The organism is Pseudomonas sp. CVAP#3, assembly GCF_018986375.1.
Classification (GTDB): Bacteria; Pseudomonadota; Gammaproteobacteria; order Pseudomonadales; family Pseudomonadaceae; genus Aquipseudomonas; species Aquipseudomonas helvetica.
Genome location: NZ_JAHMSC010000003.1, coordinates 188,144 through 206,332, shown reverse-complemented (window position 1 = coordinate 206,332; position 18,189 = coordinate 188,144). Strand labels below are relative to the sequence as shown.

Genomic DNA, 18,189 nt, shown 5'->3' with positions numbered 1-18,189 from the left:
GACGAGAGTCACGGGTTGCTCACTGCCGGGCAATCTAGAATAATCAATGATTGAGAATGACTTGCAGAAGCTAATGACTCCCGTATCCGTTGTCCCCCCTCGTATCCTGGCGATTGAAGACGACCTTGTAGTGGGGGCACATGTTCATGAACATCTGGGGCGCTGTGGTTTTCAGGTGACCTGGTGCCAGAACGGCGAGGACGGGTTGGCGATTGCTCGCGAGCAGACCTTCGATATCGTGCTGATGGATATTGTGCTGCCAGGCATGGATGGCCTGGCGGTATTGACCGACCTGCGGACCCGCGATTCCACCCCGGTGCTGCTGATGTCGGCACTGGGCGCCGAAGCGGATCGCATCAGTGGTTTTCGTCTGGGTGCCGACGACTACCTGCCCAAGCCTTTCAGCATGGCCGAGTTGCGGGTGCGCATCGAAGCTATCCTGCGGCGGGTGGCCCTGGACCGGCGACATACGTCGCCAGCGTTCAACGGCGACGTTCACAACCTGCGTTTCGACGAGGAACGGTGTGATGTTCATTATGCTGAGCAGTGGGCCGGGCTGACTCGCAGCGAATACCGGCTGCTGGAAACCCTGAACCGCAATGGCGATGAAGTGCTCGGCAAGGCCTTCCTTTATCAGCAGGTGTTGCAGCGCGGCTACGCCCCCCACGACCGCAGCCTGGACATGCACATCAGCCAGATTCGCCGCAAACTCAAGGCCATCGGCTACGGCGAGCGCGAAGTGCGCACCGTGTGGGGCAAGGGTTATGTAATGAGTGCCGTTGATGAAATGGTCTGACCGGGTGACGCCTTTGAACAACCGGGATGAACAGGCCCGCGCTTTCGATCAAATGTCCGAACGCCGGCAAAGCCCCGAGGCTGTGCAGCAGCAACTGCTACGCGACTTGTCTCACGAACTGCGCACACCGTTGAGCCGTCTGCGGGTGGCCAGCGAAAGTGAAGAGGACCTGCTGCAACTACGCGAGCGAATCGGTCGCGAAGTCGATGGCATGCAACGGCTGATAGAGGACACTCTGCAACTGGCCTGGCTCGACACGGAGTGCTTGGCATTACCGGATGAGGCGATCCAGATACAGGCGCTTTGGGAAATGCTCACGGAAGACGCCTGTTATGAAAGCGCTTGGCCCGCCGGGCAACTGCACTGCGCGGTGGTGGCTTCGTGCTGGGTTCGCGGCCACCTGAATACCTTGGCCCAGGCACTGGAAAACATCCTGCGCAACGCCATCCGCCATTCTCCGGTCGGTGGCAGCGTGCGCCTCGACGGTCAGCGCGACGGTGACTATTGGCATCTGTGGCTCGAAGACCAGGGCGGTGGCGTTGCCGAACATGACCTGGAACGTATCTTCGACCCGTTCACCCGACTCGACGGCTCACGCCCCGGCAATGGCGGCTTTGGCTTGGGCCTAAGCATCGCGCGCAACGCGGTGCAGCGTCAGGGCGGGCGCTTGTGGGCGGAGAACACGGGGCAGGGGTTGCGGCTGAATATGCGGTTGTTGGCTCATTAATGAATGCCTCTAGGGACGCTCTGCATCCCGCATCTGGGCGCATGTGACGCAGAGCGCCACGGGCTGCATTCCCACGCAGAGCGTGGGAACGATCTGAGTCAAAACCAGTGCTTATTCCCATTAGCCATAAGCACCACACTTTGCGTGATATGGCCTGCGCACGTTTGCCGGTATGATGGTCGCCCCCGCAGTCTGGATTGCGAATACGCCATGACCTTGCAGTACCCAACCATCGCCGATTGCGTCGGCAACACTCCGCTGGTTCGTTTGCAGCGCCTGCCCGGCGCCACCAGCAACACCCTGCTGCTCAAGCTCGAGGGTAATAACCCGGCGGGTTCGGTCAAGGACCGTCCGGCGCTGTCGATGATTACCCGTGCCGAGCTGCGTGGGCAGATCCATGCTGGCGATACGCTGATCGAGGCGACCTCCGGCAACACCGGGATTGCCCTGGCCATGGCCGCGGCGATCAAGGGTTACAAGATGATCCTGATCATGCCCGACAACTCCAGCGCTGAACGCAAGGCTGCGATGACCGCTTATGGCGCGGAGCTGATTCTGGTCAGCCAGGAAGAGGGCATGGAAGGTGCTCGCGACCTCGCCGAGCGGATGCAGGCTGAGGGTCACGGCAAGGTGCTCGACCAGTTCGCCAACGGCGACAACCCCGAGGCGCATTACACCGGTACCGGCCCGGAAATCTGGCGCCAGACCCAGGGCACCATTACTCATTTCATCAGTTCCATGGGCACCACGGGCACCATCATGGGTGTCTCGCGTTACCTGAAAGAACAGAATCCCGCTGTGCAGATCGTCGGTCTGCAACCAATGGAAGGTTCGGCGATTCCGGGTATCCGTCGCTGGCCGCAGGAATACCTGCCGAAGATCTATCAAGCCGATCGGGTTGACCGCATCGTCGACATGGCCCAAAGCGAAGCCGAAGACGTGACCCGTCGTCTGGCGCGCGAAGAAGGGATCTTCTGTGGCGTGTCCTCGGGTGGTGCTGTAGCCGCGATGCTGCGCCTGTCCAAAGAAGTCGAAAACGCGGTGATGGTCGCGATCATTTGTGACCGTGGCGACCGTTATTTGTCGACCGGCATTTTCGACGCACCCAACTGATGGCCAAGCAAGAGAGAGGCCTGCGCTTCCAGCCCACTGGCGGCAGCAAGGCCCCGCAAGTCCCGACCGGCAAAAAACAGCGCTTGAGCATCGAGCGCCTGGCGAATGACGGGCGCGGTATCGCGTTTTTCGAAGGTCGTACCTGGTTCGTCATCGGTGCTTTGGCCGGTGAAGAAGTCGAGGCGCGCGTCCTGGGTGCCCATGGCAAAGTTGTCGAGGCGCGCACCGAGCGCGTCTTCGTCGCCAATCAATTGCGTCGTCCGGCACCGTGCGCCCATGCCGGGCGCTGCGGTGGTTGCAGCGTGCAGCATCTGCCCCACAGCGAACAACTCGCCCTGAAACAGCGCATGCTCGCCGAGCAGTTGTCGCGAGTGGCCGGTGTCGAACCCGAGCAGTGGGCAGAGCCCTTGAGCGGTCCTGAATTCGCCTACCGACGCCGCGCCCGGGTGGCGGTGCGCTGGGACGTGAAGACTAAAAAACTCGAAGTCGGTTTTCGTGCCGCCGGCAGCCAGGACATCGTCGGCATCAATGATTGCTCGGTGCTGGTACAGCCCTTGCAGCCGATCATGAGCGGTTTGCCGGAAATGCTCCGGCGTTTGAGCAAGCCTCAGGCGTTGGGTCATGTGGAATTGTTCGCCGGTTCATCCCTGGCCTTGTTGTTGCGCCACATGGCGCCACTGTCTGAAAACGACCTGAGCATCCTCAAGGAATTCTGCGTATTCCATGATGCCCAATTGTGGCTGCATGGCGAAGTCGAGCCGCAACCGGTCGATGCCGATCAGGCGCTGGGTTACCGACTTGAGCAATGGAATCTTGAACTGGCGTATCGCCCGGGTGACTTCATTCAGGTGAATGCCGGGGTCAATGAAGCGATGGTTGCCCAGGCGCTGGAATGGCTGAAGCCTGCCGCTGACGAACGCGTGCTCGATCTGTTCTGCGGCCTGGGTAACTTTGCCTTGCCGCTGGCGCAGAAAGTCCGTGAAGTGGTAGCGGTAGAAGGTGTGCAGACCATGGTCGAACGCGCCGCTGCGAATGCCGCTAGCAACAATCTGCATAACGCGAAGTTTTTTCAGGCCGATTTATCCCAGCCTTTGGCTGATGCCAAATGGGCCGGCGAGGGCTTTTCTGCGGTACTCTTGGACCCACCGCGCGATGGTGCTTTCGAGGTGGTACGCACACTCGCATCGCTGGGTGCCAAGCGGTTGGTTTATGTGTCGTGCAACCCGGCAACTTTGGCCCGCGACACGGTCGAATTGATCAAGCAGGGCTACCGGTTAAAACGTGCCGGGATCCTCGATATGTTTCCTCAGACGGCACATGTCGAGGCCATGGCGTTATTTGAAGCGAGCTAGGATGGCTCGTCAGGTCCGACCAGACCGCTCATGCATCAGCCGCTCAGCCCAGCGAGGGCGCGTGGGCAACGAAGGTCAGCGATTTGACGCATTGAATCTGCGTCGTAGGGAAGGTAAGCAAGATGGTACAGGTGAGAGCACACCAGCCGATCAATACCGACGGCAGTATCAATCTCGAGGCTTGGCTCGATCATGCGGTCAGTGTCGATCCGGCACTGGATCGCGAAGCCTTGAAAGAAGCCTGCGAGTTCGCTCGTCAGGCCGAACAGCAAGACAAAGCGGCGAAGAATCTCTGGTCCGAAGGCACGTCGAGTTTTCGTACGGGCCTTGAGATCGCAGAGATCCTCGCCGACCTCAAGCTCGATCAGGATTCGCTGGTCGCGGCAATTCTTTACCGTGGCGTACGCGAAGGACATATCCAGCTGCCGGCCGTCAGCCAGCGCTTTGGCCCGGTGGTCGCCAAACTGATCGATGGCGTGCAGCGCATGGCGGCGATCAGCGCCAGCCTGAGCCCGCGCCAATCGCTGGTGCTGGGCTCTCAGGGCCAGGTGGAAAACCTGCGCAAGATGCTCGTGGCCATGGTCGACGACGTCCGCGTCGCGCTGATCAAACTGGCCGAGCGCACCTGCGCGATCCGTGCGGTGAAAACCGCCGATGACGAAAAGCGCAACAGGGTCGCCCGGGAAGTCTTCGACATCTACGCGCCGCTGGCTCACCGTCTTGGCATCGGTCATATCAAATGGGAACTGGAGGACTTGTCCTTCCGTTACCTGGAGCCTGACCAGTACAAGCAGATCGCCAAGTTGCTGCATGAGCGGCGCCTTGATCGCGAGCGGTTCATCAGTGATGTGATGAACCAGTTGCAGGCCGAATTGCAGGCTACCGGCGTCGATGCCGACATCAGCGGCCGGGCCAAACACATCTATTCGATCTGGCGCAAAATGCAGCGCAAGGGTCTGGAGTTCAGCCAGATCTACGACGTGCGTGCGGTGCGCGTGCTGGTGCCGGAAATGCGCGACTGCTACACCGCGCTGGGCATCGTCCACACCTTGTGGCGGCACATCCCGAAAGAGTTCGACGACTATATCGCCAACCCGAAAGAGAACGGCTACCGCTCGCTGCACACTGCGGTCATCGGCCCTGAAGGCAAGGTGCTGGAAGTACAGATCCGCACCCACGCGATGCACGAAGAGGCCGAACTGGGCGTTTGCGCGCACTGGCGCTACAAGGGCACCGACGTCAAATCCGGCTCCAATCACTACGAAGAGAAAATCTCCTGGCTGCGTCAGGTGCTCGAGTGGCACGAAGAGCTGGGCGATATCGGTGGTCTGGCGGAACAGCTGCGGGTCGATATCGAGCCGGATCGGGTGTACATCTTCACCCCCGACGGTCACGCGATCGACTTGCCAAAAGGCGCCACACCGCTGGACTTCGCCTACCGCGTACATACCGAAATCGGTCACAACTGCCGGGGCGCGAAGATCAACGGGCGGATCGTTCCGCTCAACTACAGCCTGCAGACCGGTGAGCAGGTCGAGATCATCACCAGCAAGCACGGCACGCCGAGCCGCGACTGGCTGAATCCGAACCTGGGTTACATCACCACCTCGCGGGCGCGGGCAAAAATCGTTCACTGGTTCAAATTGCAGGCGCGCGACCAGAACGTCGCGGCCGGTAAAACCCTGTTCGAGCGCGAACTCAATCGCCTCGGTCTGCCGCAGGTGGATTTCGAAAAGCTGGCCGACAAGGCCAACATGAAAACCGCCGAGGATATGTTTGCAGCCTTGGGTGCCGGCGATTTGCGCTTGGCGCAGTTGGTCAACCTGGCACAGCAACTGGTCGAGCCGGAACGCGGCAACGAACAGCTGGAACTGATTCCGCGCAAAGCCACTGGCTACAAGCCGGGCAAGCGCGGCGACATCCAGATCCAGGGCGTCGGCAACCTGATGACCCAAATGGCCGGCTGCTGCCAGCCGTTGCCGGGCGATGCGATCGTCGGTTACATCACTCAGGGTCGTGGCGTCAGCATTCACCGCCAGGACTGCGCCTCGGTGCTGCAGCTGGCTGGACGCGAGCCTGAGCGGATCATCCAGGTCAGCTGGGGCCCGGTGCCGGTGTTGACCTACCCGGTGGACATCATCATTCGTGCCTACGACCGTTCCGGTCTGCTGCGTGACGTGTCGCAAGTGCTGCTCAACGAGCGGATCAACGTGCTGGCGGTCAACACTCGCTCGAACAAAGAGGACAACACCGCGTTGATGTCCCTGACCATCGAGATTCCGGGGCTGGACGCATTGGGGCGGTTGTTGGGGCGTATTTCCCAATTGCCGAACATCATCGAAACCCGGCGCAACCGTACCCCGTGATGGTGATCAATGTGGGAGCGGGCCCGCGAAAGCGATTTGCCTGGCACGGCGCCGACCTTGTGGGAGCTGAGCTTGCTCGCGATAGCGGTGTGTCAGACATGCCGCCATCGCGAGCAAGCTTTGCTCCTACAGTGTGAAGAGATTGATAGATGTATTCACTTCAAGACTTGCTACACCTGATGAACCGCCTGCGGGATCCGCAGTTCGGCTGTCCGTGGGATATCAAGCAAACGTACCGGACCATCGTCCCGCATACCCTGGAAGAAGCCTACGAGGTGGCCGACGCCATCGAGCGCGGCGACTTCGATCATTTACAGGGTGAGCTGGGTGACCTGCTGTTCCAGGTGGTGTATTACAGCCAACTGGCGCGGGAAGAGGGGCGTTTCGAGTTCGACGGCGTGGTCGACAGCATTACCCGCAAACTGATTCGTCGTCATCCCCATGTATTCCCGACCGGCGATCTGTACGCACCACTGGATATCCCGCGCCTCAGTGAGGAGCAGGTCAAGCAACGCTGGGAGGAGATCAAGGCCGAGGAACGGGCCGAGAAGTCCCAGGCCCCTGAGCAATTGTCCTTGCTCGATGATGTGCCGGCAGCGCTGCCGGCGTTGTCCCGTTCGGCCAAGCTGCAAAAGCGCGCGGGGCAGGTGGGTTTCGATTGGCCGGATGCATTGCCGGTGCTCGATAAGGTCCGCGAAGAGCTTGATGAAGTGCTTGAAGCCATGGCGGATAACGACGCGACAGCGATCAGTGACGAAGTCGGCGATCTGCTGTTTTCAGTGGTCAACCTGGCGCGTCACCTCAAGGTCGATCCCGAAAGCGCATTGCGCGGCGCCAACAGCAAGTTTGAAAGACGCTTCCGATTTATCGAACAGGCATTGCGCGACACCCACCGTCCCATAGAAGATTGCACCTTCGAAGAGTTGGACGCCTTGTGGGGCGAAGCCAAACGTCAGGAAAAGAATTTGCCCAGCTGCGGCTGAGCTGTTGCCTAAGTGAGTAAGCACCATGAGCCTTTCCCTTCGCGACCAGTTGCTCAAAGCAGGGCTGGTCAACCAAAAGCAGGCCAAACAGGTCGGCAAAGAAAAACAGAAGCAGCAACGTCTGGCCCATAAAGGCCAGATCGAACTCGATGATTCCCAGCAGCGTGCGGCCCAGGAAGCCATGGCCGAGAAGGTCAAGCGCGACCAGGAACTCAATCGCCAGCAGCAGGAAAAGGTCGAGCAGAAGGCCCGTGCCGCGCAGGTCAAGCAATTGATCGAAGTCTCGCGCCTGCCGAAGTTGACCACCGAGGACTACTACAACTTCGTGGACGACAAGAAGGTCAAGCGCATCTCCGTCAACACCCTGATGCGCAACAAGCTCAGCAGCGGTTCCCTGGCGATCGTGCATCACGCTGGCGGCTACGAAGTGATTCCTCGTGAGGCGGCACTGAAGATCCAGGAGCGCGATCCACAACGCATCGTGCAACTGAATGTGAAGACAGAAGAAGTCAGCGCCGAAGACGATCCGTACGCGGCCTATCAGATCCCTGATGATCTGATGTGGTAAGCCTTTAAAGGTTGCAACAACGACAAACCCCGCACATAGGCGCAATGCTGTTCACTTAAGCCGATGTTTCAGGCACATCCGCAGTTGTGGCGAGGGAGCTTGCTCCCGCTGGGGCGCGAAGCGGCCCTGAATTGGGCCTGCTACGCAGTCCAGCGGGAGCAAGCTCCCTCGCCACAGATACTTCTCAGGCCTCCAAACTTCCTTAAGTGAACAGCATTGCGAACACTGTCCGGGCTTTTTTACATTTCAGCTCACCAACTCTGATTTAACTCCCCAACAATCCCGTAGTGTCCGCATCAAACAGTTTTTTGGTCTGGTTGGCGGCAGGCGTCAGCAGGGCAAGTATTTTGGCCTCGTTATACAGCTGCGTACTGGCCAGGCTCTTGGGTGTCGGTTCTATCGGAATAATGATGTCCTCATTACCGGCGTCGTTTGCATGCAGCCAGATCGCCACAAAGTGCAGTGCCGAGACAAACAACACTCTGAGCTCATAGGATTTTCCCTGCAGGCTCGCCGAGTTTTCTGCCAGGTTCAGCGCGCTGACGGTGGCGGGGGCCATCGCGCCATGGTTCAGCGATGAGAACTCGATATTGCCGTGTACTTCGGCCAGTTCTGCATCGGCAATGGTCGTTCCATCGGAAAACACCAGGTAGTGCCAGTTACCTTGGGTGGCCGCTTTCAAGCCTTTGCCCTGAGTCAGGTCTTCCAGGCTCAGTGAATAACCGCGGTAAGGCTCGGAGAGGCTGATTTTGCTCGGAACGGCATTTGCAAACTGGCGGTTGATGCCAAAGCCTTGTGTCTGCAAGGCCGTTTGAAGAGCGGGGCGCAGTGTTTGTACGCCGTTGGAAGGCGCCGTTGGGTAAGAAAGTTTCATGCTGCCCTCCTAGTTTTTTCGGGTGAAGTAAGTGTTGGTCCAGTTGCCGCCGCCGTTGTATGAGCCGGGGAACGTATTTAATGCGCGCGTTGAATAGCCATAGATGGAATCTGCAACCAATACATAGTTGCCGTTGGTCCCATAAAACGTCAGGAAGTGAGCGCCACCGCCATACCAGGCAACGCGTATGCCGATGGGTCTTCCCATGTTGATCTGGTTTTCGATGGCGCTCATTTGGATCGAACCCTGGCTCATGCCCGCAAAGCTTCTTGTGGTATTGAGAGCCGAATCCAGATAGCCATAAACGTTGCAGGGGCCGGGCTGGTTGCAGCAGGAGTTCCTGTCGAGTTCGTAGTTGGCGACGACGCATTGGGTCCAGGGCCCGGTGCCGTAATAGTTGCCAACAGACGCCGAAACCGCTGCCCAGCACCAGTTGGTCTGGGTTTGTCGCTGCATGCTGAAGCTGAGGCTGGCAGCGGCCAACGCTGCTGGCTCTACCGATGTTTCACTATCGGTCAGTTCAGGGTTGATAAGGTGTTGGGACAGGCATTTGGGAAGTGCTTCGCCGGTGGCCGAACTTTTAAAGTGTGTTTCTTCAGTCAGTAACATGATTCATCCTCCATGAATGAACATAAGCGTCCAGCTTGGGTATATGTACCTAATTGAAATAAAACTGCTTTTTAGCGGGTGAGGTATCGGCTTGCGCTATTTGCCATTTTCGATGGCCTGCTCCGATCGGGTCTCGCTGTAACCTTAGGACGCAATATGCGTTAGCGCAAATCTATAATGCGTCAATGCATATATTTGTGGCGGACGTCTTCGAGTGGAGAGAGCGCTTGCACTCCCTCGCCCCAACCGGGGCGAGGGGCCGGCAGCTTTACTCGCAGCCACAGTCTTTGGCGCTTGGCGCGGTCTCGTAACGATCGTGATGGCGCACCCATTTCATGCCCTGCTCTTCGTTGCGGCCCTTGGGCGTCAGGTCGAGGAAGTTATAGGCACCGACCAGCAAGTCCAGGCCGCGAGCGTAGGTGGAATAGGTGTGGAAGACTTCCCCGGCGTCATTGCGATAAAACACGCTCAGCCCTGGCAGTTCGCCTTCGGTGCTGGTGCTTTTTTCGTAGTTATAGGTCGCGGTGCCGTCCGCGAGTTCCTGATCGCTGATGGTCACCTTGTAGTCGGCGTTGAAGTCGCTGCCGGCCGATGAGACCCATTTGAACTTCCAGCCCATGCGTTTGCGGAACGCCTGGAATTGCGCCAATGGCGCGTGGGAAACCACCACCAGTGAGACGTCGTGGTGGGCCAGGTGCAGGTTGGCGCCGTCGAAGTGGTCGGACAGAAACGAGCAGCCATGACAGCCTTCTTCCCAGCCCTTGCCAAACATGAAGTGATAGATGATCAACTGGCTGTTGCCACCGAAAAGATCGGCGAGGTTTTGCCGCCCGTCGGGGCCTTCGAACACATAGTTCTTGTCGACTTTTACTCAGGGCAGTGCGCGGCGTTCGGCGCTGAGTTTGTCGCGCTCCCGGGTAAAGGCTTTTTCGTGAATCAGATGCTGTTTACGGGCCGCGAGCCAGTCTTCTCGGGACACGACCTTATGCTGTTGCACGCTGTTCATGACTTTCCCTCCTGCGAGGTTGGCGTGTTGTGGCTTACACAGCCTAGCCGTTTGACCGACGCTGTAATCGACAAGCCGCTGATCGGTTGCCGGCAGCGCAGATCGCTTAAGACGTACCTGCTGCCTTCAAGCACTTCAATGCGCTGAAATCGCTGCGCATCTTGTCGATTTTTTTCAGTAAGTGCTGGCGTTGATCGGCGGTACTGTCGGCCATCAGGTCGACAATCAGGCTGCGCGCCTCGGCTTCGGTGTGGGTGTAAGCCTGGCGATACGCCGGGGTCCATAGGGTCTCGCGATCGACCAGCAGGGTTTCGATGCGTTGCGCAAAGTCGCCGCTGTGGCGTTGTTCCACTGCTGCGCTGAACAGTGCCTGCCAATGTGCGCGGTTGGCGATCCATTGCTGATTTTGCTCGCCCAGCGCGTTGGCCCAGGCAACGACGCGCTGCGCCTGAACAGTGTTGAGCGGACCAAGCCAGTCGTCCACGCGTTTATCCATCCGCTCGATGCGATGTTTGATCTGCTGTGCCAGCGGCGCTTTGAGGTATTTCTCCTGATGCGCGCGCTGGTCTTTGGCGAAGGCCTGTTTCATCTCGTTGACCTGCTGGTCATTCAAGCCTTGCAACAACTCGACCGCCGACGGGGTGATTTCCCGGGCGGTCTGGGCAATGGCTTGCTTGGCTTCCTTGATGCGGGCTTGCAGTGCAGCGTCTGTGACTCGATTGGTTTCGACCATCTGCTGCAAACGGTCGAGCCAGTCGACGTAGCCGGGTATTTGCGTGGAGCAATGCCAAGTGAGGTGTTCCTTGAGACGTTCGCTGAGCCAGCCTTTCTGCTCGCTGTTCATGTCCAGGTAGTCGTTGAGCGTCCAGGGAATGATGATGTCGAGATTGCGATAGGCCAGGCTCACTCGGTTGCAGGCCGATAGTGAGAGGCACAGGGTCAGGAACAGGGCCAGGTGTTTCAACCAGCGCGACATGAGCCAATCCTTGCAAGGGCGTAGTTCTGGTATCTGAATGCAGGATGGACCCGGCTGTTCAACTGATCAAATTGAACGCACGTTTGGTCTTGAAGGGTGTGGCAGGGGAGGAGGGTTCCAGTCCTAGCGCTTCGAAGCTCAAAGCGCTTAGGGACCAGGGTGACGCGAGGGGGGTATTACTTTTTGCCCAGGGTGATCTGTTTGGACGGGCCGAATGTCTGGCCGCTGACGCCTTTGGCAATTTGCTGGATCTCGCCGCCGGACTTGAGGAAAGCAGCAATCTGGTTGTTGATCGATTCGCTGGTTTCAACGGCTGGAGCTGGCTTTGCTTTGCTGTTGGATGCTTTTACACGCATGGCGGCCATTAACCTGTAGAAAATTAACTTGGCCAGGCATCGTACAGGAAATACTTGACAATTGCTTGGTGAATATCTGCCTGAAATAACCGAGGGCAGGTGTCGATTATTCATAAGTTATTGTTCGCAATAATCACCTAAGCTGCTGTTTTGAATAAGAACGCAGGCCTGAAAAGTACCGTGTATGGCTTACCGATATCAGCAGAAAGCCGTCCGGACGGTCTGACGAGCGGGCTCTGCCCTGGTGCAAAACCCAGGAAAAATGAGCCTTGCAGCGGATTTTTCTTCGCAAGCCGGCCAGTCACCCAACAGCACCGGCAAAACCGGGTAGAATGGCGCCCAAGCAATGAGGGTATTGGAAATGGCTTTAGTCGGGCGCTACAACAGCTTGCAAGTGGTTAAACACACTAACTTTGGTTTATATCTGGACGGTGGCGCGGATGGCGAAATCCTTCTGCCGAATCGTTATATCCCCAAAGATATTCCCAGCGAAGATGAAGATTGGCTGAACGTTTTTGTTTATCTGGACAGCGATGACAAACTCATCGCAACTACTGAAAAACCGAAAGTTCAGGTCGGTGATTTCGCCAGTCTTAAAGTCGTTGAAGTCAACAGTATCGGTGTGTTTCTCGACTGGGGTCTGCCCAAGGACCTGCTGCTGCCGTATTCCGAAGAAAAGCGTCAGATGACCGCGGGCGAATACTGCGTGGTGCATGTCTACCTTGACAAGCACACCCGCCGTATTACCGCGACCGCGCGTCTGGATCGCTACCTGGACAAAACCCCGGCCAACTACAAACCCGGCCAGGAAGTTGACTTGCTGGTAGCTGAAGCGACCGACATGGGTTTCAAGGCGATCATCAACAACAAGCATTGGGGTTTGATCCACAAGAACGAAATCTTCAAGTTCATGCGTGCCGGCAAGGAAGAGAAGGGCTTCATCAAGGAGATCCGCGCCGACGGCAAGATCAGCCTGAGCCTGCAGCCCGTGGGCGAAGAAGCCGCCACCAGCCTGAACTCGAAGATTCTCGCCAAACTGCGCGACAACAACGGCACCTTGCCGGTCAGCGACAAGAGCGACCCGGCGCTGATCAGCAGCCTGTTTGGCGTCAGCAAAGGCAACTTCAAGAAAGCCATCGGCGCGCTTTACAAGAACGGCCAGATCGTCATTCATGCGGATCGCATTGAACTGAGTTGATCCGAGCTGACCTGACCTGACTGCCCCGGCCAAGTACCGGGGCATTTTGTTTTTAGTGAGTAACTGCCATGTCGTTAACCGTTCGCGAGGTTTCGCGGTGATTGCCACTCGGCGCAGCGCCGATGGTTTTGCCCTGCAAGTGATGTTCGGGTTGTGCCTGATCTGGGGTATCCAGCAGGTCATGATCAAATGGGCGGCGGCGGACATCGCACCGGTGATGCAGGCCGCCGCACGTTCCGGAATTTCCGCATTGCTGGTGGGTTTGCTGATCTGCTGGAAGGGCGGCTGGAATCAGGTTGGCAGCACCTGGCGCGGCGGTTTGCTGGCGGGTGGTCTGTTTGCCACCGAGTTTTTGTTCATCGCTGAAGGCCTGAAACTGACCACGGCGGCGCACATGTCGGTGTTCCTCTATACCGCGCCGATCTTCACCGCATTGGGCGTGCATTGGCTGCTGCCGAGCGAGCGTTTGCGACGGTTGCAATGGCTGGGGATCCTGCTGGCGTTTATCGGTATTGCCGTGGCATTTGCCGGGGGCGTGTCTTGGGACAATCTGGACCGGCGGATGCTGCTCGGCGATGCGTTCGGCGTTCTGGCGGGGGCCGCCTGGGGCGCGACGACTGTGGTCGTGCGCGCCTCACGGTTGTCGGAAGCACCGGCGACCTTGACCCTGTTTTATCAACTGATCGTCGGTTTTCTCGGCCTGCTGCTGATTGCCGCGCTAAGCGGGCAGATTACCCACGTCCATCTGACTAACGTGGCGGTGGCCAGCGTGCTGTTCCAAGGGCTGGTGGTATCGTTTTTCAGCTACCTGACGTGGTTCTGGCTGCTGCGCCGTTACCTGGCGTCGAACCTTGCGGTGTTCTCCTTCATGACGCCGCTGTTCGGTGTCACCTTCGGGGTGTTGCTGCTCGGTGAACCGTTGAGTGTCAATTTCGTCGTCGGTGCCGTGCTGGTGTTGCTCGGCATCACCTTTGTCAGCGCAGAACAGTGGGTGCGCCGTCGTTTGCACAAAGCGCTGGAGCGTTGAGTGGGCGCAGCATTAAACCACCGGCTACCAGCAGGCCGCTGCCCGCCACCATCAACGCCGGTTGCAAGCCACCACTGAAGTGGCTGCTCAGCGCTGCCAGCAATGGCCCGCTGAGCTGACCCACGGCAAAACACGCGGTCAGCAGGCCGGCGTTGCGCTGGGTGGCCTGCGGCGCCAGTTCTCGCGAGCGCTGCATCACCAGTTGCATGCAGGCCAGAAACGGCGTGCCACAGAGAATCACCCCCAGGGCCAGACCGAGACCGCTGCCTAGCAGGCAAGCGAAGACCCCGGCGGCTTGCAGCCATAACGTCGCGATCAGCCAGTGCCGCGTGGCATTGGGATTATGCCGGCGCAAGCTCACCAGCAGCACACCGGTGGCGGACGCCAGGCCAAAACACGGCCAGAACAAATCGGCCTGCCATTGACCGTGAAAACGGGCGCTGGCCATCTGCGACAGGAAGGTCGCCGGAATGATGTAGCCCAGGCCATACAGCGCGTAGATCAAACCGAGTCGCCGGATACCGGCACTCTTTGAGGAGACGGCCGTGGCTGTGGCTGCCGCGCTCGCAGTCGGTTGCGGCAGGATCGGCAGAATCACCAACAGCATCGCCAGGCCTACGCCGGCATACACCAGCCACAAGGTCGCAGAGCTTTGTCCGAACAGGTTCGAGCCAAGTGCGAGCAAACCCGTCAGAAAAATCCCCAGGCCCGGCCCGGCGAATACCAGTGCGCCGAGCCGTGGACGTCCGGCGGCCATCGCTAATGGCTGACTCAACGCGGTGATCATCACCAGCACCCAGGCGCTGGCTACACCGGTACCGAAGCGCAAAACCAGATGCGGCCAGAAGCCCGTGGCCCAGAACGAGGCAAGGGTCAGAAGCACGCACAGCCACAATCCGCCGAGCAAGCGCCGACGGACTTGCTCGGGGCGACGGGCGAACATCGCGTCTACGGCACCGATGAAGTAGCCCAGGTAATTGGCTGCCGCAATCAGACCCGCGGCAGTCAGGTCGATCTGACCTTCGCTGAGCAAATGCGGCAGCTGCGGAGTGAGCGCAAAGCGCCCAATGCCCATGGCCATCATCAAGGCAATGAAGCTGGCGAGTAAGCGTATAAGCGGCGACATGGTCAGGATTCCTGCAACGGAGCAATGACCGTCAGGCTAGGACTGATTGACTTTCTTTAAAAATGAATAATAGTGAGTAACTTGTTCTTATTTGGAGAAAGGTGTGGAATTCAGCCAATTGCGCATCTTCCAGGCGGTGGCCGAGGAAGGTTCCATCACCCGCGCCGCAGAACGCTTGCATCGGGTGCCGTCCAATTTGTCGACCCGGCTCAAGCAGCTTGAAGATCAGCTGGGCGTAGAACTGTTCTTGCGTGAGCGTCAGCGTTTGCAGTTGTCGCCCGCAGGCAAAGTGCTGTTGGACTACACCGCCAAGCTGTTTGCCCTGCATGACGAAGCCCACGCAGCTGTGCAGGGCGGGCAACCGGCCGGCGATTTCGTGCTGGGCACCATGTACAGCACCGCGGCGATTCACCTGCCGGGTTTGCTGGCGCGCTATCACCGCACTTATCCGGCGGTGAACCTGCAAGTGCAGTCGGCGCCCAGCGGCGAATTACTCGAAGGCCTGCTCACCGGGCGCCTTGATGCCGCGCTGGTCGATGGCCCGCTGCAGCTGGCCGGGCTCGACGGTGTGCCGCTGTGTGACGAAAAACTGGTGCTGATCAGCGAAGCCGATCACCCGCCGGTGCGCAGCGCGCTGGATGTGCAGGGGCGTTCGGTGTTCACCTTTCGCCAGGGCTGTTCCTACCGGATGCGCCTGGAGGCCTGGTTCGCCCATGATCATGCGGCGATGGGGCGGGCGATGGAAATCGAGTCCTATCAGGGGATGCTGGCGTGTGTGATTGCCGGTTCCGGCGTGGCGCTCATGTCCGAGTCGATGCTGGCCAGTCTGCCGGGACGCGAGAGTGTGGCCGTGCATCCATTGGCCGAGCCTTTCGCCAGTGCCACCACCTGGCTGATGTGGCGCAAGGGTATGCTCGGCGCCAATCTGAATGCGTGGATCGAAGTGCAACAAGCGGTGTATGCGGTCTCATCTTCGACAAACGATTGTGGCGAGGGAGCTTGCTCCCGCTCGGCTGCGCAGCAGTCGTAAGGCGTTTGGCGGGTTCAGCCCTAAAGGGCTGGGTGAATGGTTTTGGGGCCGCTTCGCGTCCCAGCGGGAGCAAGCTCCCTCGCCACAGTGATTTTGATGAATTCGGTAACAGATCTTTGCCTTTTGAGGCGAGCATTGCGTAAGACTTCGGACTACTATCTGTATGAAGCGTCTATAGAACCCGGTCGCTCAGCACTACCCTGAAGGGGGGCACCATGAAAGAGAAACTGCAAAACTGGCTCCATGACCTCGGTGTCGCGCTTGGTTTGATCGAACCACCTCTGCAACCCGTGCCAATCCGCACCGACGATGAGCAACGTCGCCGTCAGCAACGCCGCCGGTAAGCACCGTCCAACGCCGAAGATCGCAGCCTTCGACAGCTCCTGCTGGCATCGTGCCAAACTGTAGGAGCTGTCGAAGCCTGCGATCTTTCTGTTTCTCCAGACGAAAAAAACGGGTGTGGCAACCGACGCCACACCCGCCGAAGAAAGCGCTTCTATTGATAGTCTGCGATCAGGCAATGCTGGCTTGTGCAACCGGGCGAGGGGACAGCAGGCTGACCACAACGAAGCTCACCAGGCCAATCGCCAGGCTGTAGTAAATCGGGGTGTTGGCATCCAGGCCGTCCTTGAACATGAACACCAGGGCGGTCACGAAGCCCAGGCCCATGCTGGCGATAGCGCCGGAGGTGGTCGCACGTTTCCAGAAAATGGCCCCGATCAACGGAACCAGCATGCCGCCCACCAACAGGTTGTAGGCCAGGGTCAGGGCGCTGATCACGTCACTCACAACCAATGCGATGCCCAGCACGACAATACCGGTCAGCAGGGTGAACAGGCGGTTGATGCTCAGGCTCGACTGTTTGCCACCGCGCAGTTTTGGCAGCAGGTCTTCGGTCAGGGTGGTGGATGCGGCGAGCAGGCCGGCGCTGGCGGTGGACATCATGGCGGCCAGGGCTGCAGCGATGACCAGGCCACGGATACCGTCAGGCAAGGACAGTTTGACGATTGCGGCGAAGGCGTTGTTGACGTTGTCCAGGTCCGGGATCAGCACGTGCGCAGCCATACCGATCAGCGCGCAGGCCAGACCGTAGAGGATGCAATAGAAGCCGGAAATGGTGCCTGCGTACTGAGCGACTTTTTCGTTCTTGGCGGTGAACACCCGTTGCCAGATGTCCTGGCCGATCAGGATGCCGAAGAAGCAGATCATGAAGTAGGTGATGATGGTGTCCCAACCAATGGTGGTGAAGCTGAAGCTGGACGCTGGCAGTTTCAATACCAGCTCATCCCAGCCGCCCACGCGGTACAGGCAGATCGGCAACAGGATGAACATCAGGCCAACGGTCTTGATCACGAACTGAACGATGTCGGTCAGGGTCAGCGACCACATGCCGCCGATGGTCGAATACACCACCACCACGCCACCGCCGAGTACCACCGAAATCCAGAAGGGCAGGCCGAACAGCACTTGCAGCACGGTGCCGATCGCCAGGATCGAGGTCACGCCGATCATCAGCGCGTAGGCCAGCATGATCACCGCACTGGCCTGGCGGGCCATTGGGTTGTAACGCTTTTCGAGGATCTGGGTAACGGTGAAGATCTTCAGTTTGAGCAGCGGCTTGGCCAGGAACAGGTTCAGCGCAATGATCCCGCAACCCAGCGCGGCGCAGAGCCAGAAGCCGGAAATACCGTGGACGTAGCCCAGGCGAACAGTGCCGACGGTCGATGCGCCGCCCAGTACGGTAGCGGCCATGGTGCCCATGTACAGGGTTGGACCGAGGTTACGACCGGCCACGAGGTAGTCTTCGTGGGTCTTGGCCTTGCGCATGCCGTAATAGCCCAGCACGAGCATGCCGGCGGCATAGATGAGTACAACGAATAAATCCAAAGCCATGAAGCGTGTCTCCGATTGTCTTTCTTATAAGAGTCTCGTAGGAGCAAGGCTTGCTGTGGCGAGGGAGCTTGCTCCCGCTGGGCTGCGTAGCGGCCCCAAAAATGCGACTGCTGCACAGTCGAGCGGGAGCGAGCTCCCTCGCCACAAACGTCCTGTCCCTACGAGTAATGCTTGAGTCTGGCGGTTTGC

The 18,189-nt window shown here is 58.9% G+C and carries 16 protein-coding genes and 2 pseudogenes; 11 read left to right on the top strand and 7 right to left on the bottom strand.

Going from position 1 to position 18,189, the window contains the following annotated elements; translation table 11 throughout:
- Window positions 1-73 precede the first annotated feature (73 nt).
- The 7 genes and pseudogenes from KRR23_RS07130 (at window position 74) to KRR23_RS07100 (ending at window position 7,905) form a co-directional block, all read left to right on the top strand.
- Window positions 74-796 (top strand): response regulator transcription factor, encoded by a 723-nt coding sequence (locus KRR23_RS07130; RefSeq protein WP_216741920.1) that lies wholly within the window; start codon window positions 74-76, stop codon window positions 794-796.
- 37 nt (window positions 797-833) lie between these two features.
- Window positions 834-1,523: pseudogene (locus KRR23_RS07125) on the top strand (sensor histidine kinase); the annotation flags it as partial.
- 210 nt (window positions 1,524-1,733) lie between these two features.
- The gene (gene cysM, locus KRR23_RS07120) at window positions 1,734-2,636 is read left to right on the top strand and encodes a cysteine synthase CysM (RefSeq protein WP_216741918.1); all 903 of its coding nucleotides are present in this window, start codon (window positions 1,734-1,736) and stop codon (window positions 2,634-2,636) included.
- Entirely contained in the window at window positions 2,636-3,988 is a 1,353-nt protein-coding gene (gene rlmD, locus KRR23_RS07115) for a 23S rRNA (uracil(1939)-C(5))-methyltransferase RlmD (RefSeq protein WP_216741917.1), read from the top strand. Before cysM ends, rlmD begins: the two co-directional genes overlap by 1 nt.
- 122 nt (window positions 3,989-4,110) lie before the next feature.
- Window positions 4,111-6,354, top strand: a complete 2,244-nt coding sequence (gene relA, locus KRR23_RS07110; protein ID WP_216741916.1) for a GTP diphosphokinase — start codon at window positions 4,111-4,113, stop codon at window positions 6,352-6,354.
- Window positions 6,355-6,503: 149 nt separating this feature from the next.
- Window positions 6,504-7,337 carry a nucleoside triphosphate pyrophosphohydrolase gene (mazG, locus tag KRR23_RS07105; protein ID WP_216741915.1) on the top strand — a complete coding sequence of 278 codons (834 nt, stop codon included), beginning with the start codon at window positions 6,504-6,506 and terminating at the stop codon, window positions 7,335-7,337.
- A 25-nt stretch (window positions 7,338-7,362) separates the two neighbouring features.
- Complete coding sequence (locus KRR23_RS07100; RefSeq protein ID WP_216741914.1) at window positions 7,363-7,905, top strand: DUF2058 domain-containing protein; 543 nt, start codon at window positions 7,363-7,365, stop codon at window positions 7,903-7,905.
- Between the two features lie 265 nt (window positions 7,906-8,170).
- Here KRR23_RS07100 and KRR23_RS07095 read toward each other — a convergent pair whose 3' ends face one another.
- From KRR23_RS07095 to KRR23_RS07075, 5 genes and pseudogenes are all read right to left on the bottom strand, one after another.
- Entirely contained in the window at window positions 8,171-8,779 is a 609-nt protein-coding gene (locus KRR23_RS07095) for a hypothetical protein (protein ID WP_216741913.1), read from the bottom strand.
- A 9-nt stretch (window positions 8,780-8,788) separates the two neighbouring features.
- Window positions 8,789-9,388 carry a papain-like cysteine protease family protein gene (locus KRR23_RS07090; protein ID WP_216741912.1) on the bottom strand — a complete coding sequence of 200 codons (600 nt, stop codon included), beginning with the start codon at window positions 9,386-9,388 and terminating at the stop codon, window positions 8,789-8,791.
- Between the two features lie 268 nt (window positions 9,389-9,656).
- A pseudogene (locus KRR23_RS07085) lies at window positions 9,657-10,394 on the bottom strand (DUF899 domain-containing protein).
- Window positions 10,395-10,500: 106 nt separating this feature from the next.
- Window positions 10,501-11,370, bottom strand: coding sequence for a DUF6279 family lipoprotein (locus KRR23_RS07080; protein ID WP_216741911.1), 870 nt, complete (start codon window positions 11,368-11,370; stop codon window positions 10,501-10,503).
- 176 nt (window positions 11,371-11,546) lie between these two features.
- Window positions 11,547-11,735 (bottom strand): hypothetical protein, encoded by a 189-nt coding sequence (locus tag KRR23_RS07075; protein ID WP_017337097.1) that lies wholly within the window; start codon window positions 11,733-11,735, stop codon window positions 11,547-11,549.
- A 352-nt stretch (window positions 11,736-12,087) separates the two neighbouring features.
- On the opposite strand from KRR23_RS07075, the gene KRR23_RS07070 reads away from it, so the two are divergent.
- Window positions 12,088-12,924 (top strand): S1 RNA-binding domain-containing protein, encoded by an 837-nt coding sequence (locus KRR23_RS07070; RefSeq protein WP_019692453.1) that lies wholly within the window; start codon window positions 12,088-12,090, stop codon window positions 12,922-12,924.
- A gap of 97 nt (window positions 12,925-13,021) precedes the next feature.
- Entirely contained in the window at window positions 13,022-13,951 is a 930-nt protein-coding gene (locus KRR23_RS07065) for a DMT family transporter (protein WP_216741910.1), read from the top strand.
- Here KRR23_RS07065 and KRR23_RS07060 read toward each other — a convergent pair.
- Window positions 13,899-15,077, bottom strand: a complete 1,179-nt coding sequence (locus KRR23_RS07060) for an MFS transporter (RefSeq protein WP_216741909.1) — start codon at window positions 15,075-15,077, stop codon at window positions 13,899-13,901. The two genes, KRR23_RS07065 and KRR23_RS07060, sit on opposite strands and share 53 nt — an antisense overlap.
- Window positions 15,078-15,180: 103 nt before the next feature.
- Here KRR23_RS07060 and KRR23_RS07055 point away from each other — a divergent pair, with 103 nt between their 5' ends.
- Window positions 15,181-16,107 (top strand): LysR family transcriptional regulator, encoded by a 927-nt coding sequence (locus KRR23_RS07055; protein WP_216741908.1) that lies wholly within the window; start codon window positions 15,181-15,183, stop codon window positions 16,105-16,107.
- Window positions 16,108-16,322: 215 nt separating this feature from the next.
- Complete coding sequence (locus KRR23_RS29290; RefSeq protein ID WP_009042667.1) at window positions 16,323-16,451, top strand: PA1414 family protein; 129 nt, start codon at window positions 16,323-16,325, stop codon at window positions 16,449-16,451.
- A 169-nt stretch (window positions 16,452-16,620) separates the two neighbouring features.
- Here KRR23_RS29290 and KRR23_RS07050 read toward each other — a convergent pair whose 3' ends face one another.
- Window positions 16,621-18,000, bottom strand: a complete 1,380-nt coding sequence (locus KRR23_RS07050; RefSeq protein WP_216741907.1) for a sodium:solute symporter — start codon at window positions 17,998-18,000, stop codon at window positions 16,621-16,623.
- Window positions 18,001-18,189 lie beyond the last annotated feature (189 nt).

Coding starts and splice junctions, on each gene's coding strand:
- mazG (WP_216741915.1), top strand. CDS start 6,504: ATGTATTCACTTCAAGACTTGCTACACCTGATGAACCGCCTGCGGGAT.
- rlmD (WP_216741917.1), top strand. CDS start 2,636: ATGGCCAAGCAAGAGAGAGGCCTGCGCTTCCAGCCCACTGGCGGCAGC.
- KRR23_RS07130 (WP_216741920.1), top strand. CDS start 74: ATGACTCCCGTATCCGTTGTCCCCCCTCGTATCCTGGCGATTGAAGAC.
- KRR23_RS07050 (WP_216741907.1), bottom strand. CDS start 18,000: ATGGCTTTGGATTTATTCGTTGTACTCATCTATGCCGCCGGCATGCTC.
- KRR23_RS07090 (WP_216741912.1), bottom strand. CDS start 9,388: ATGTTACTGACTGAAGAAACACACTTTAAAAGTTCGGCCACCGGCGAA.
- KRR23_RS07075 (WP_017337097.1), bottom strand. CDS start 11,735: ATGGCCGCCATGCGTGTAAAAGCATCCAACAGCAAAGCAAAGCCAGCT.
- KRR23_RS29290 (WP_009042667.1), top strand. CDS start 16,323: ATGAAAGAGAAACTGCAAAACTGGCTCCATGACCTCGGTGTCGCGCTT.
- relA (WP_216741916.1), top strand. CDS start 4,111: ATGGTACAGGTGAGAGCACACCAGCCGATCAATACCGACGGCAGTATC.
- cysM (WP_216741918.1), top strand. CDS start 1,734: ATGACCTTGCAGTACCCAACCATCGCCGATTGCGTCGGCAACACTCCG.
- KRR23_RS07100 (WP_216741914.1), top strand. CDS start 7,363: ATGAGCCTTTCCCTTCGCGACCAGTTGCTCAAAGCAGGGCTGGTCAAC.
- KRR23_RS07095 (WP_216741913.1), bottom strand. CDS start 8,779: ATGAAACTTTCTTACCCAACGGCGCCTTCCAACGGCGTACAAACACTG.
- KRR23_RS07080 (WP_216741911.1), bottom strand. CDS start 11,370: ATGTCGCGCTGGTTGAAACACCTGGCCCTGTTCCTGACCCTGTGCCTC.
- KRR23_RS07060 (WP_216741909.1), bottom strand. CDS start 15,077: ATGTCGCCGCTTATACGCTTACTCGCCAGCTTCATTGCCTTGATGATG.
- KRR23_RS07070 (WP_019692453.1), top strand. CDS start 12,088: ATGGCTTTAGTCGGGCGCTACAACAGCTTGCAAGTGGTTAAACACACT.